Annotated in this window: 12 protein-coding genes; 6 read left to right on the top strand and 6 right to left on the bottom strand. The window is 72.9% G+C overall.

Annotation, left to right across the window (positions count from 1 at the left end; genetic code table 11):
- Nucleotide 1: 1 nt before the first annotated feature.
- The gene (locus tag O7616_RS19810) at nt 2–724 is read left to right on the top strand and encodes an ATP-binding protein (RefSeq protein ID WP_282303376.1); all 723 of its coding nucleotides are present in this window, start codon (nt 2–4) and stop codon (nt 722–724) included.
- Between the two features lie 125 nt (nt 725–849).
- A complete protein-coding gene (gene ctaD, locus O7616_RS19805) occupies nt 850–2,841 on the top strand; it encodes a cytochrome c oxidase subunit I (RefSeq protein ID WP_282259769.1) in 1,992 nt (663 codons plus the stop codon).
- Between the two features lie 134 nt (nt 2,842–2,975).
- Here the strand turns inward: ctaD and O7616_RS19800 are convergent, their stop codons facing one another.
- Both O7616_RS19800 and O7616_RS19795 read right to left on the bottom strand, forming a co-directional pair.
- The gene (locus O7616_RS19800) at nt 2,976–4,118 is read right to left on the bottom strand and encodes a SigB/SigF/SigG family RNA polymerase sigma factor (RefSeq protein ID WP_282259771.1); all 1,143 of its coding nucleotides are present in this window, start codon (nt 4,116–4,118) and stop codon (nt 2,976–2,978) included.
- Between the two features lie 223 nt (nt 4,119–4,341).
- Entirely contained in the window at nt 4,342–5,784 is a 1,443-nt protein-coding gene (locus O7616_RS19795) for a hypothetical protein (protein WP_282303375.1), read from the bottom strand.
- A 145-nt stretch (nt 5,785–5,929) separates the two neighbouring features.
- Between O7616_RS19795 and O7616_RS19790 the strand changes: the two genes are divergently transcribed.
- Entirely contained in the window at nt 5,930–6,160 is a 231-nt protein-coding gene (locus O7616_RS19790) for a CDGSH iron-sulfur domain-containing protein (protein WP_282303374.1), read from the top strand.
- Nucleotides 6,161–6,575: 415 nt separating this feature from the next.
- On the opposite strand, the gene O7616_RS19785 is transcribed toward O7616_RS19790, so the two are convergent.
- The 3 genes from O7616_RS19785 to O7616_RS19775 are packed head-to-tail and all read right to left on the bottom strand — an operon-like array spanning nt 6,576 to nt 10,607.
- Complete coding sequence (locus tag O7616_RS19785) at nt 6,576–7,685, bottom strand: iron-containing redox enzyme family protein (RefSeq protein ID WP_282303373.1); 1,110 nt, start codon at nt 7,683–7,685, stop codon at nt 6,576–6,578.
- Between the two features lie 50 nt (nt 7,686–7,735).
- On the bottom strand, nt 7,736–9,490 hold the full coding sequence (locus O7616_RS19780; protein WP_282303372.1) for a thiamine pyrophosphate-binding protein: 1,755 nt from the start codon (nt 9,488–9,490) through the stop codon (nt 7,736–7,738).
- Nucleotides 9,483–10,607 carry a Vms1/Ankzf1 family peptidyl-tRNA hydrolase gene (locus O7616_RS19775; protein ID WP_282303371.1) on the bottom strand — a complete coding sequence of 375 codons (1,125 nt, stop codon included), beginning with the start codon at nt 10,605–10,607 and terminating at the stop codon, nt 9,483–9,485. Before O7616_RS19775 ends, O7616_RS19780 begins: the two co-directional genes overlap by 8 nt.
- A gap of 142 nt (nt 10,608–10,749) precedes the next feature.
- Between O7616_RS19775 and O7616_RS19770 the strand changes: the two genes are divergently transcribed.
- The gene (locus O7616_RS19770; protein ID WP_282307677.1) at nt 10,750–11,298 is read left to right on the top strand and encodes a hypothetical protein; all 549 of its coding nucleotides are present in this window, start codon (nt 10,750–10,752) and stop codon (nt 11,296–11,298) included.
- Between the two features lie 39 nt (nt 11,299–11,337).
- Here the strand turns inward: O7616_RS19770 and O7616_RS19765 are convergent, their stop codons facing one another.
- Complete coding sequence (locus O7616_RS19765) at nt 11,338–11,676, bottom strand: DUF3817 domain-containing protein (RefSeq protein WP_282307676.1); 339 nt, start codon at nt 11,674–11,676, stop codon at nt 11,338–11,340.
- Between the two features lie 132 nt (nt 11,677–11,808).
- Between O7616_RS19765 and O7616_RS19760 the strand changes: the two genes are divergently transcribed.
- On the top strand, nt 11,809–13,287 hold the full coding sequence (locus O7616_RS19760; RefSeq protein ID WP_282303370.1) for a glutamate--cysteine ligase: 1,479 nt from the start codon (nt 11,809–11,811) through the stop codon (nt 13,285–13,287).
- 84 nt (nt 13,288–13,371) lie between these two features.
- The gene (locus tag O7616_RS19755; protein WP_282303369.1) at nt 13,372–14,454 is read left to right on the top strand and encodes an LD-carboxypeptidase; all 1,083 of its coding nucleotides are present in this window, start codon (nt 13,372–13,374) and stop codon (nt 14,452–14,454) included.
- The last annotated feature ends 67 nt before the right edge of the window (nt 14,455–14,521 follow it).

Here is a 14,521-nt window from a genome sequence, read left to right as displayed (position 1 = left end):
GATGTCGAGCCGGATCACCTGCGAGGTGCGCACCACGGCACCGGTGGCGGTCGTCCGACTCGCCGGTGCGCTGCACCTGGGCACCATGCGCAGTGTGCACCGGGCGCTCAGCGACGCGCTCGTCGACCAGCCGGAGGCGTTGGTGGTCGACCTGGCCGAGGTGAGCGTCGAGGACCGGCTGGCGCTGTCCGTCTTCGCCGCGACGGCCCGCCGTGCCGAGGAGTGGCCGGCGGTGCCGGTGGTGCTGTGCGCCCCGTCGCCGGTCGCCGCGCGTTGGCTGGCCGAGTCGACCACCTGCCGGGTGGTTCCGGTCACCGCGGACTGCGCGGAGGCCGCCCGGTTGGCGGGTGCCACGTTGCGGATGCGGGCCCGGCTGGAGCCGGTGGCCGAGGCGTGCCGGCGGGCCCGGGAGCTGGTCACCGACGCGTGCGCCAGGTGGAACCTGCCCAACGCGGCGGGACCTGCCGCGTTGGTGCTGAGCGAGCTGGTCGGCAACGTGGTACGCCACGCCGGCACCCCGATGCACGTGACGGTGACCCTGCGCCGGCCGTACCTGCACCTGGCGGTGGTGGACGGCAGTGACGCGCAGGCCCGGCCGGGCGGGACGGACCTGCACGCCGAGGGTGGCCGGGGGCTGATGCTGGTGCGGGAGCTGACCCAGCGTTGGGGCAGCGTGCCCGCGGGGCAGGGCAAGGCCGTCTGGGCGATGCTGCCGGCAACCTGAGTGTTCGGGGCGCTTGCGCCCGGTACCAGCGATCTGACCGAATTTACCGCTCTGGCCTGGTTACATGGTTCGAGGGTCGGGTAGGCACGCCCGTCCTTTCTGCCGTCACGACGGGGTGAGCAGCCATGCCCAAGCGGGTAACCACGGAACCCGGTCGCGATCGGGGCCCGGCGATCCTGGCACCGGCCCGGTTCGGGGGTTTCCCGGGAGCGGTACGCACGCCGATTCCCGGCAACTCGTTGATCAAGTTCCTCGCCACGACCGACCACAAGCAGATCGGCCTGCTGTATCTGCTGACCTCCTTCGGGTTCTTCGTGGTGGCCGGGCTGCAGGCGATGGTGATGCGCGCCGAGCTGGCCCGACCGGGCATGCAGTTCCTCTCCTCCGAGCAGTACAACCAGCTCTTCACCTCGCACGGCGCGGTGATGCTGCTGCTGTTCGCCACACCTGCGGCGTTCGGGTTCGCCAACTTCATCGTGCCGATCCAGATCGGCGCGCCGGACGTGTCGTTCCCCCGCCTGAACGCGCTCGCCTACTGGCTGTACCTGTTCGGCGGGCTCATGGTGATCGGCGGTTTCATCACCCCGGGAGGTTCGGCGGACTTCGGCTGGACCGCGTACAGCCCGCTCAGCGACGTGGACCACAGCCCCGGCGTGGGCGCGAACATGTGGGTGCTCGGCCTGGTCGTCTCCGGGCTCGGCACCATCCTCGGCGCGGTCAACCTGATCACCACGATCCTCACCCTGCGTGCCCCCGGCATGACCATGTTCCGGATGCCGATCTTCACGTGGAACATGCTGTTCACCAGCGTGCTGGTGATCCTCGTCTTCCCGTTGCTGGCCGCCGCGCTGCTGGCGCTGTCGGCCGACCGGCTGCTCAACGCGCACGTCTACGACCCGGCCACCGGCGGCCCGATGCTCTGGCAGCACCTGTTCTGGTTCTTCGGCCACCCCGAGGTGTACATCATCGCGTTGCCGTTCTTCGGCATCATCACCGAGATCATCCCGGTCTTCGCCCGCAAGCCGCTCTTCGGCTACACCGGGATCGTGCTGGCCACCGTGGCGATCACCGTGCTGTCCATGACGGTCTGGGCGCACCACATGTTCGCCACCGGTCAGGTGCTGCTGCCGTTCTTCAGCATCCTCAGCTATCTGATCGCGGTGCCCACCGGAGTGAAGTTCTTCAACTGGATCGGCACCATGTGGAAGGGGCAACTCACCTTCGAGACGCCGATGCTGTTCGCCATCGGCTTCCTGGTCACCTTCCTGCTCGGTGGCCTCACCGGGGTGCTGCTGGCCAGCCCGCCGGCCGACTGGCACACCCACGACAGCTACTTCGTGGTGGCGCACTTCCACTACGTGGTGTTCGGCACCGTGGTGTTCGCCCTCTTCGGCGGCTACTACTTCTGGTGGCCGAAGATGACCGGGCGGCTGCTCGACGAGCGGCTCGGCAAGGCGCACTTCTGGACGATGTTCATCGGCTTCCACGGCACCTTCCTGGTGCACCACTGGCTGGGCAGCGAGGGCATGCCGCGCCGCTACGCCGACTACCTGCCCACCGACGGCTTCACCACGCTGAACACGATCTCCAGCGTCTTCGCCTTCATCCTCGGCCTGTCCACCCTGTTCTTCATCTACAACGCCTGGAAGTCGTGGCGGTACGGGGCGGTGGTGACGGTGGACGACCCGTGGGGCTTCGGCAACTCGTTGGAGTGGGCCACCAGTTGTCCGCCGCCGCTGCGCAACTTCGACCGGATGCCCCGGATCCGGTCCGAGCGCCCCGCGTTCGACCTGAAGTACGGCCCGCTCGTCGCCGACCTGGGCCGGGACCTACCGCAGCGCACCACGAAGCCGCCGCAGGAGTTCGCCGAGGAGCTGAAGTTGGAGCACCACGCACCGGAGTCGCCGGCCGCCGAGGGCGCGCACGGTGCCCGCGAGGCGGCCGAGTACCAGCCCGCGCCACGCTCCGGCGCCCGTCCGGTGGACGTGCCGGAACCCGAGGGGATACGGCGTCCGAGCTTCGAGCAGAGCGACGCGCCCCAGGACGCCGAGGACCCGCCGAAGCCGCACGAACGCTGGCGTCACCCGCACGGCGAGGACAACCCCGAAGAACGCTGATCGACGTACGCCGGAGGGCCGACACCCGGCGGGTGTCGGCCCTCGTCGTTCGTCGCGACCGGCGGCGCTCCGGTCGGGATGAGTGGCTCGGTTCCGGGCGGCTCGGGTTCCGGGCGGACGCCGGGGACCGCCGCTCAGTCCCGGGCGGGCGCCAGGCCGGCGGCGGTGAGCGAACGGCGTACCGCGGGCTGGACCCGGGTCAGACGCAGCGGCACCCCGGTCCGCTCCGCCGCGTCCCGCCCGGCCATCAGGGCGGCGATCCCACCGGCGTCGAACCCGCCCGCGCCGACCAGGTCGACGACCACCTCGCTGGGCTGTCCGGTGACCGCCTCCAGCATGGCCCGGCGCAACTGGTCCGCGCCGTCGCGGTCGATCTCGCCGCCGACCTCGACCACCACCCGGTCACCGTTCTGCTTGACCGAGATCCGGGTCTTGCCCGGGTCGGGTTCGGCGGCCCCGTTCTGCCACGGCGGCGGCGCGTCGGCGAGCATCGCCTGACGCAGCCAGGTGAGCGCTCGCGACAGCAACCGGGAGACGTGCATCTGCGAGATGCCGAACCGGGCGGCGATCTCCGCCTGGGTCTGGTTGCCGTAGAAGCGCATGGCCAGGATGCGCCGCTCCCGCCAGGGCAGCCGGTGCAGCAGACCGCTCACCGTGACCCGGTCGTCGACCGACTCCAGCGCGTTGTCCGATTCGCCGACCAGGTCGCCGAACTCCGCGGAACTCTCCCCACCCACCGGGGCGTTGAGGGAGGCCGGGCTGTAGCCGGCCGCCGACTCCAGCGCGGCGAGGATCTCCTCCTCCGGGGTCTCCAGTCGGGCCGACAGTTCGGCCACCGACGGGGCCCGGGACAGCTCGCTGGTCAGCGCGGCCGTCGCCTGCCCCACCTCGAGGATCAGGTCCCGCAACCGGCGGGGCACGTGTACGCCCCAGGTCCGGTCCCGGAAGTGCCGTTTGATCTCACCGACGATGGTGATCGCGGCGTACGCGGTGAAGGACCCCCGTTCCGGGTCATACCGGTCGACGGCGTTGACCAGCCCCAGCCGGGCGACCTGTTCCAGGTCCTCCAGTGGCTCCCCCCGACCCCGGTACCGGCGGGCCAGCCGCCCGGCGAAGGGCAGCGCGAAGCGCACCAGGTCCTCGCGGGCCTCCCCCCGTCGCTCCGGCGGCAGCCCTTCGATCCGGGCCGCGTACGCCAGTGCCGCCGCGTCGAGGTCCTCCAGACCTCGATCGGTGGGTGGTGGTGTGGTCGTGGTCGTACTCGTCTGTCCGAACATCCGCGCCTCCCTCAGGAAGGTCCCCCGCCCGGATCGGGAAACCGGTCGTGCGCGTGGTCGAGCCACGCACCGGGCCGGAAAAGTGGGTCAGTGACTGGGATGCCAGCGGGCGACAACGCGTCCACGCAGCGCAATCAGGCTGTCGCAGCCAGCGATGTTCCCGCTCCGTAGGTACTCAATCACGGGACCCCGGGTTCGCGAGGATGTTTCGGCGTGCTCCGCCTCAGGAGACCGACAACCCCTGGTGGCCGCCGCTGTCGCGGAGCGCGTCGAGGGCCTCGGCGAGCCTCAGCGGGGGCGGTACGGGCAGGTCGTACGGCTGGGCACGAAGGACCTCCGTGGCCCGGCGGGTGGGCACGGGCGTCACCGGGTAGCCGCGCGCGCTGCTGCGGTCCAACGCCCGACGCCGCCGCCCGAACCCGGCCACGGCCAGCCACTGCGGCAGCCCGGCCAGGGCGGGTGAGCGCATCCCGGGCGGCTCGGGCAACACGTCCACCGAGCTGAACGGCTCGCTGCCGGCCAGCCACCACTCGGCCTCGTCGACGGTGCGCCGGGTGGCGTTCTCGCACCAGTACGGCACCAGCCCCGCCCGTACCACCTGCCACGGGTCGAGCAGACGCCCGCATTCCACCACCAACCGGTCACCGGTCTTGCCCGCGGCGCGCAGCCACCGCCGGTACAGGTCGGCGACGGCCGCGCTCAGTGCCGCCGGGCGGGGCACCAACACCCGGTGCAGCGGGTGCCCGTGACGCGCGGACCAGTCCTGCGCGGCCAGCTCGAAGCCGGAGTCGACACCGTGCTCGGCGCTGCCCGACGGGACGGACACCTCCGGCGGCGCCCACCGGGTCGCGTCGCCGCCGGCCGAGCGCAGGACCTGCCGCAGGGCGTGGCTGTCCGGGTGGAAGTCCACCGGGTCCAGCCCGCTGGCCGGGCAGCCGACCTGGAAACTGTGTCCCGGGCCGCCTTCCAGGACCGGCCAGGTGCGCGCGTCGCGGACCAGCAGCACCGGGGCGCCGGGGAGCAGCCGGTCGGCCAGGAACCGCGTGTACGCGGTCGGCAGCGCCCGCCACGCGGCGGCCACCGCCACGGTCGCCCCGGTCAGCGGGCCACGGCTGGCCGGGCAGTGCACCTGCCGCAGGTGCAGGTCGGGGTTGCCGGCGAGCAACCGGGTGGCGAGTGCCGCACCGTGCTCCAGGGCGTCCGCCGGGCGGTCCACCGCGCCGTCGGACCAGTGCGCGGTCATCTCGAAGCCGGCCGGCAACCACGGCACGCCGAGTGCCACGGCCAGGTGTGCCAGGCCGCCGTGCGGAGAGCCGATCAGCACGCCGGGGTAACGCCGACGGGGGTACTGGTCGACGAACCAGCGAGCGACCCGGGCGGCGTCCACCTCGTCGATCTGGGCGTCGGTGAGCGCGACCCGTCCGGCGGCCCGGGTGACGGCGGCCCGGCGTACCGGTTCCGGGGCGCCGGGGAAACGCGACGTGGGCCCGGTGTGCCCGAGGTCGGCGCAGTCCTCGCCCCGCAGCGCCCGGGCGGTGGCGGCGACCAGCACCCGGGCGGCGCTGCCCGCGGCCACGACCCGGTCGCCGGCGAGACCGGCGCCATCGGCCGTGAGCCCCTTGTGCACCTTGTGCACCGGCCCCACCTTGCCTCGTTCGCTCACCACGCGGCCCGGCTTCCCGTCCCGATGGGGTTCAAACGGGGCATCACCCACCCGGCGGCACATTCCGCTGGTCAGAGGGGTCCGCCGGTCATCAACGGCGTTCGGTCGCTCGGGTTTCGGTGCGGCCAGGGCGGGCACTTCCGGGGCCATGGGCACCGACGACACCAGCGAGCCAGCGGCCGCCACGATCACCCCGTACGAGGACGGACCGCTGCTGGTCCGGGGTGACTTCGCGTTGGTCACGCCGAGCGGCGAGCGGATCGACGCGCGCCGGGGCACCGTGGCGCTGTGCCGGTGCGGCAAGTCGGCGCTCAAACCGTTCTGCGACGGCACCCACAAGGCGGTCAACTTCCGGGCGGGCACCGCCCGCGAGGGCTGACCGCCGACGTCACCCCGTCACGCTCCGGAAGCGCCCCGGCGGGTCCCACCCCCACGCGCGCCGGCTTCGCTCAGTGCCCGCCCTGGTCAGTGAAGGCCCGCCATCCGGACCCAACCCCCACCCACGCCGCCTTTGCTCTGCACCCACCCAGGCACCACGCACGGTCCGTAACCGTCGCCTCCATGGGTGCAGAGCAAAGGACGAAGCAAGCCCCCTGTGCCCGTCGGCGGGCACCCCGCCGGCTCCGGGGCACGGCCCAGCACGACCGGCCCAGCCCGCCCGACCGGCGCAGCCCGCACGACCGGCCCAGCCCGCCCGACCGGCCCAGCCCAGCGCGGGCGGCGCAGCCCCCACGACCAGCCCAGCCGCGCGGCCCAGCGCGACCAGCGCGGCCCGCGCGGCCCAGCGCGACCAGTCAGACGAGCGCGGGCGGGGACGGCGGGGTGACCGCAGCCGGTGAGGCAGCCGGGGTCGACCCGACGAGCGAGACGGTCGGCGGCAGGGCCGGCGGAGCGGGTGGCCGCAGTGAACTGCGGCCGGCGGCCCAGCTGTCCAGCAGGTGCGCGGCGAACGACCGGTCCAGCGCGAGCCCGGCCGCCGCTCCGAACAGCACGTCGGGGGCGAGGGCCGGCTCGACCCGGACCAGGCCACCGCACATGTCGTGGGCGGCGATCTGCTCGTGCACCGCGTCGGCCTCGACGTGCTCGTCGTAGAAGCGGGTGGCCACCTCGTCGAAGCCCAGCCGGCGCAGCCCGTTGCCGTAGCGGCGGTTCGGCAACGAGGAGGTCATCTCGAACGCGGCGAGGTGCCCCAGCAGCGCGCCGCGCAGTCGCCGGTGCAGGCCGAACAGCGACATCAGGTTGTTGGTCGCCAGGGTCACCGCCGGTACGGCGTCCAGGTGGGCGGCGTACCCGACGTCCAGCCCCAGCCGGTCGAGGGTGCACCGGAACAGCTCGGCGTGCATCCGGTCCAGCCGGCCGTTGCCGTACTCGTCGGTCTGGATCTCCACGAGTGCGGCCTTGGCCGGCCCACCGAGGCGGGGTAGCGCCCAGCTGTGCGGGTCCGCCTCGCGCAGGTGGTACACGGACCGGTGCACGACGAACTCGCGGAACTGGGCGAGGTCGGCGCGTCGCTGGAGGTTCGCGGCCAGTGCCGGCCCGTCGTCGGCCGCGACCAGCTCGGCCAGGCCCGCGGCCACCCCGGCGGCGGGCACCACCGGCGTGCCGACCAGCCGGCGCACCGCCGCCTCGAAGACCCGTTCGCAGTGGGCGCGCAGCGCGAGCAGCGTCGGTTGCCACTCCCACGACTCGTCGACCCCGAGCCAACCCCGGTAGTGCAGCTCGTAGCAGAGGAACAGGGTCAGCTGGAGATCCTCGTCGGTGATCGGGTCCGCCGGGTCGACGTCGACGCCGGCCGGCAGGTCGTGCGGCGGCCGCCGCAGAGCCTCGACGACCGCCGCGGAGAGCGGGCCGCGCGGCCGCGGAAGAGTCGCGGGACCGTAGCGGCGGTCAGCGGGCTCGGGCATGGGACCTCCAGTGTCGTCGGGGCCGCTTCTGATGCCCTGGCCCGGGGCGGCTAAACGAAGTCCTGGGCGTTCGCGGTGACCTCCACCTGCTCCCGGACCTTGCGGGCGGGAGCGCCGTCGGCGTACAGGCCCCGCAGGTCGGCGAACGCCGGCTCCGGCGGCGCCAACGACACCGCCGGGTCGACGACCGCCTCCAGTACGCAGGGACGGTCCGCCGCGAGGGCCTCGTCCCAGGCGGCGCCGACCAGCTCCGGACGGTCCACCCGCACCCCGTGCAGGCCGAGCAGTCGGGCCCAGCCGGCGTACGGGACGTCGGGGCGGCGGCGCATCGGGTCGGACGACGGGGCCAGCCCACCGCCCATGCCGTTCTGGTCCCGGTTGTTGAGCACCAGCACCACCAGGCGAGGGTCCCGCCACTGCTGCCAGTGGTGCGCGACGGTGATCAGTTCGGCGAGCCCGTTGAGCTGCATCGCCCCGTCGCCGACCAGCGCGACCACCGGTTGGTCGGGGGCGGCGAGCTTCGCGGCCACCGCGTACGGCAGGGCGCAGCCCATCGAGCCGAGCGTGCCGCACAGTTGGGCGTTCACTCCCGGTGGGAGGGTGAGGTGTCGGGCGTACCAGTAGAGGACCGAGCCGACGTCGACCGCGACGGCGCCGGAGCCCGGCATCCGGGCGGACAGTTCCTGGAGTACGAGTTGCGGGTTGACCGGCTCGGCGGGTGCGGCGACCCGGTCGGCGGCGACGTCACGCCACCGGTCCACCGACGCCTCCACGGTGGCGCGCCACCGCTGCTCGGGTCGACCGCGCAGGCGGGTCAGCAGTGCCCGCAGGGTTTCGGCGGCGTCACCGACCAGCGGAACGTCGGCCGGGTAGCGGGTGCCGATCCGCCGACCGTCGATGTCGACCTGCACCGTGCGGGCCTGTTCCGGCATCGGGAAGTACTCGGTCCACGGGTCGTTCGTGCCGACCAGCAGCAGCGTGTCGCAGCCGCCCATCAGCTCGGCCGCGGCCGGGGTGCCGACCTCGCCGAGGACACCGGTGTGGAACGGCAGCCGCTCGTCGAGCACCGGCTTGCCCAGCAGGGAGGTGGCCACGCCGGCGCCGAGCCGGTCGGCCACCTCGATGATCTCGGCGGCCGCGTCGCGCCCGCCCTGGCCGACGAGGATCGCGACGCGCTGTCCACCGTCGAGCAGTTGGGCGGCGGCGTCGAGGTCCACGTCGTGCGGCAGCACCCGGGCCAGCGGCTCACCCGGGGCCGCCGAGATCACCCCGACGGCGGACGGTTGCAGGTCGGGCACCACGGCCTCCTGCAACTGCCGGGGCAGCACGACACAGGTCGGGCTGCGGGTCGCCGCGGCGGTACGGAACGCCTGGTCCAGCAGCGCCGCCACGTCCTCGGGGCTGCGGCCGTACCGGACGAACTGGTTGCACACGTCCCCGAAGAGCCGGCTCAGCCCGATCTCCTGATGCGCGCCGCCGAGCGGCCCGGAGATGTCCTCCCCGACGATCGCCACCACCGGCTTGCTGTCCAGCTTGGCGTCGTAGAGGCCGTTGAGCAGTTGGACGGCGCTGGGCCCCTGGGTGGCGAGGCAGACGCCGATGCCGCCGGTGAACTTGGCGTGGCCGGTGGCCATGAACGAGGCGGTCTCCTCGTGTCGCGCCGGGATGAACGCCGGTTCCCCGCCGGTGCTCTCCAACGCCTCGACCAGCGGGGCGATCGCCGCCCCCGGGTAGCCGAAGGCGCGGGGCACCCGCCAGGCCAGGAGCCGTTCCACCACCAGGTCCGCGACGCGGCGCTCAGCCATTGCCGCGCCCCGGTGTGCTGGGGTCGACGTAGCGCAGCACCGCGCCGACGCCGTCGGTCAGGTCGGGCGCCTCGTCCGGGCCGAGCACGGTCAGCGCCGCGTCGGTGCCGACGAGCGCGCGGACCAGCGCCGCGTCGGCGCGTACCCGTTGCGGGTCGTCGACCGACATGGCGGCCAGCTGCCCCGGGTCGACGGCGATCTCGGTGGGTTCCGCGCCGATCCACAGCTCACCGGTGGCCGACGGGTCGTCCACGATGATCATCGTGTCCACCTGGTTGCGTTGCAGGGCCGAGACGACCGCGTCGAGTCCCCCGCCGACGTCCTCCTGCACGCCGAACTTGTCCAGCGTGGCGGCGATCCGCTGGTCGGCGACCTCGGCGATGGTCTGCACGGTGAGGTCGTCGAGCAGCGTCTGGTCGGCGCCGCCGGCCCGGGATCCGGCGTCGGTGCGGACCACGAGGTCCTGCCACCGCTCCGGCATCTGGGCGGCGATCATCCCGGTGGCGCGGACGTCACCGGCGACGACGACCACGTCCGCGCCGACCCGGTCGGCCAGGTCCGCGGTCGCGGCGGTGACGTCGCCGGCGTTCTGGTGCCAGGCCTCCATGGCCGCCCGCTGGTACCGGGACTGGGACCAGCCGCCGGGCTTCGTCCGTCGCAGCGGGAACTCGTCCCGACCGGCTACGTGTGCCCGTCGGGGTACGCCGCCGGCGCTGACCGCCATGGCGTCGGCGCCCATCCGGTCGGCGACCACCCGCACCCAGGCGACCTGTTCGCCGCGCTGGGCGAGCAGCGGCATGACGTGCGGCAGTGGTGCGAACGTGGCCAGGTCGCGCAGTGGTGGCGCGGACAGGTACTCGGAGAGCACCACCCGGCCGTGACTGGCGAAGACCGCCAGGCCGTAGTCACCGACCATCGGGTCGTGCCCACGGATCACCCGGTCCAGCGCGGCGACGCTCGCCTCGTCGGCCCCCTGGTCGGTGAGTTGACTCTGCAAGGCGCGCCACCGCAGGTCCAACGCGGGATGGGCGTCCTCCGTGTCGGCGGAGGCGTCCAGGTACACCGAGCACCACGGCCCGGGACGGTCGTAGAGCGGGCGCAGGAAGGACAGCTGCATGCTCGACCCCTTTCCAGCTCGGCCCCCCGCTTACCCCTGTCGCCCGGGATGTCACCTCGCGGCCGTGAGCCCGTGACCAGGTTTCATTCACGTCGTTCAACCCAGGACGTCGATACGATCTGTGAACACAAGCGGACTCTCGGTGGTGGAGATGGACAGCGGACTCGATACCCGACGGATCGTGCACCCGACGGAGCGGATCGTCACGGGGCGGCTGATCCGCCTGTTGGACGGCTACACCCGGGAGGTACGCATCGGGCAGCCGGTGCTGGTGGCGGTGCTCGCGGCGGCGGCCGTCGCCAGCCTTCCCGCCCTGCTGCTGCGCTCGCTGTTCTCGTTCGGCGGTGGTGGCGCCCGCCGACGGTGGAAGCAGTTGAAGCAGGGCCCGGAGTACCTGGTCACCCCGGTGCGCCTGCGAAACACCGCGGGCCAGCTGTGCGAGGTGGAGCTACACGGCCACCTGCCGCAGAGCGCCCTGCACCCGGCGGACCAGGTGCAGCTCACCCTGCGCCCGCAGCGGGACCCGGAGCTGCCGCCCCGGATCGAGCGGATCGTCAACCTCACCACCGGGCAGCTGCTGACTCCGCGTACCGCGACGCTCTGGTCGCACCTCGGGCCGCCGCTGCTGTTGCAGGCGTTCCTGGGCGGGCTGTTGCTGGCCGGTGTCGTGGCCTGCTCCGCGCTGACCTGACCGCGCCCGGCCCGGATCAGGTCGGACGGATCAGCGGGGTCAGCCGACCGGCGCGGGCTCGCGGACGGGCCGGCTGTCGACACCGAGCATGCCCCGGCGGCGGGCCCAACGCTCGAAGACCACTGTGGCGAACGGCGGCACCGCGCTGACGAGGGCCACCGCCGTGGCCAGGAGGCTCCACCGGTGCAGCCGGGCCACGGCCAGCACCAGCAGGACGTACGCGACGAACAGGCCGCCGTGGATCGGCCCGAAGATCTGCACGCCCAGCTCGTTCTCCGGCGGGCCGTACTTGACCAGCATGCCGACCAGCAGGGCCAGCCAGGAGCAGGCCTCGGCGATCGCCGCCGCGACGAACAACCGGGTCACCTTCTCGCGCATCCGCACGCCACCACCTTTCGCGGCGCAATGCTAGCCGGGCGCGCTGACTGGGTAGGAAAGAACCGTCAGCCCTTCCCCCGCCCGTCGATCGCGTGCGAGGTTAGAGGGACCAGCGGTGACAGGGTGGTGACCATGGGCGAGGACGTCGGCGTACGCACCTTCAGTCGCGAGGATCGGGCCCGCTATCGCGACAAGGTCCGTCGCTGTCTGGACGTCTTCGCCGAGATGCTGCGCGAGTCGCGCTTCGACGTCGACCGGCCGATGACCGGCGTGGAGATCGAGCTGAACCTCGTCGACGAGTCGTCGAATCCGGCGATGCGCAATGCCGACGTGCTGGCGGCCATCGCCGACCCGAGCTTCCAGACCGAGCTGGGCCAGTTCAACGTGGAGATCAACGTGCCGCCGCGCCGGTTGACCGGCGCCGGCACCGCCGACTTCGAGGAGTACGTGCGGGCCAGCCTCAACGCCGCCGAGGTGAAGGCCCGGACGATCGGGGCGCACATGGTCATGATCGGCATCCTGCCGACGGTGCGCCCGGAGCACCTGACCGCCGAGACCCTCTCGGCCAACCCGCGGTACAAACTGCTCAACGAGCAGATCTTCGCGGCTCGCGGCGAGGACCTGCCGATCGCCATCAGCGGCGTGGAACGGCTGGCCGTGACCGCCGACACGATCACCCCGGAGGCGGCCTGCACCAGCACCCAGTTCCACCTACAGGTCAGCCCACCCCAGTTCGCCGACTACTGGAACGCCGCCCAGGCGGTCGCCGGCATCCAGGTGGCGGTCGGCGCGAACTCGCCGCTGTTCTTCGGCCGGGAGCTGTGGCGCGAGACCCGCATCCCGCTGTTCCAGCAGGCCACCGACACCCGGTCGGAAGAGATCAAAGCCCAGGGGGTACGCCCCAGAGTCTGGTTCGGGGAACGCTGGATCACCAGCGTGTTCGACCTGTTCGAGGAGAACGTGCGCTACTTCCCGGCGTTGCTGCCGGTCTGTGACCCGGAGGACCCGACGCAGGCCCTGGCCGCCGGTGAGGTGCCCAACCTCAACGAGTTGCGCCTGCACAACGGCACCGTCTACCGGTGGAACCGCCCGGTGTACGACGTGTCGCGCGGCAGACCCCACCTGCGGGTGGAGAACCGGGTGCTACCGGCCGGCCCGACCGTGCTGGACACCGTCGCCAACGGCGCCTTCTACTTCGGGCTGGTCCGGGCCCTCGCCGAGTCGGACCGACCACTGTGGTCGCAGATGTCGTTCAGCGCCGCCGAGGAGAACTTCACCAACTGCGCCCGGCACGGCATCGACGCGCAGGTCTTCTGGCCCGGCCTCGGCTACCTGCCGGTCACCGAGCTGGTGCTGCGCCGGTTGCTGCCGCTGGCGCACCACGGTCTGGACCGGTGGGGGCTCGACCCGGGTGAGCGGGACCGGTTGCTCGGCATCATCGAGCAGCGCTGCCTGACCGGCCGCAACGGCGCGAGCTGGCAGGTGGAGACGTTGCACCGACTGGAGTCCGCCGACCACCTGGACCGGCCGGAGGCGCTGCGCGAGGTGGTCCGCCACTACGTGGACCTGATGCACAGCAACCGCCCGGTGCACGAGTGGCCCATCCCCTGACCCGCTGATCACCGCCCCCCGGGCGATCGATGCTTGTCGTACTCTGGTGCGGCGCGGACATCGACGCCGATGAGGGGGCCGCCCATGAGCGCATCCGGACGTGACCGCATTCCGACCCCGAGGTCCGCGGACCGCGCCCTCTCTCGACGGCACCTGCTGGGCGCCGGGGCGGCGGCTGCCGGCGGCGCGTTGCTGGTCGGCACGGCCACCGCGGCGCAGGCCGCGCCGGGAGGTCCCAAGCGGGTGTCGCGCGCCCCGGCGCTGGTGCCCGGTGACCGGGTTCGAGTCGTCGCGCCCGGCCGGACTCCCGATCCCACGCTGATGGGTCGCGGCATCGAGATCCTGCGGAGCTGGGGTCTGGAGGTCGAGCTGGGCGAGCACGTCTACGCGAAGTACGGCTACCTGGCCGGCACCGACGAGCAGCGCCTGGCCGACCTGAACGCCGCGCTCAACGACCCGGGGGTACGAGCGGTCTTCGCCGCCCGGGGCGGTTACGGCACCCAGCGGATCGTGGACCGGATGGACGTCGCCGGTCTGCGCCGGGATCCTCGGGTGGTCGTCGGGTTCAGCGACATCACCAGCATCCAGGGCAGGCTCTGGCGCGAGGCCGGCCTGGTCACCTTCTACGGCCCGATGGTCAACTGGAACGACGCCCGCACCGGCCCCGAGTCGGCGGAGGCGCTGCGCAGGGCGGTGATGACCACCGCACCCGTCACGATCACCAGGGACCCGGCCGAGACGGCCGCGCCCGTGGTGGTGCCGGGTCGAGCGTCGGGCCCGCTGCTGGGCGGCTGCCTGACGCTGCTCTCCACCTCGTTCGGCGCCGGGGACGTCCCGAGGTTCGACGGCGCGATCCTGTTCTTCGAGGACGTGGACGAGGCGCCGTACAGCATCGACCGGATGCTGACGGAGTTGCGCCGGGTGGGTGCGCTGTCCCGGGTCGCCGGGGTGGCCGTCGGTCAGATCACCAACAGCGTCGGCGGGCCGGGCGAGTGGGACGCCGCGGCGGTGCTGAAAGACCGCCTGTACGACCTGGGTGTGCCGGTCCTGGGCGGGCTGCGGCTGGGGCACGGCAACGGGCAGCTCACCGTGCCGCTCGGCGCGCGGGCCACGATCGACGCCGAGGCGGGGACCCTGACCGTGGAGGCCGGGGTCCGCGCCCGCTGACCCCGTGGCCCGCCTAGCCGAGCGGGCCGCGACGCCCGGGTGCTCAGCCGAGCGGTCGCGACGCCTC

This window comes from Micromonospora sp. WMMD964 (genome assembly GCF_029581455.1).
Lineage (GTDB): Bacteria > Actinomycetota > Actinomycetes > Mycobacteriales > Micromonosporaceae > Micromonospora.
Note: the sequence above shows the minus strand (reverse complement) of the source record. Positions and strands in the feature narration are given on the sequence as shown.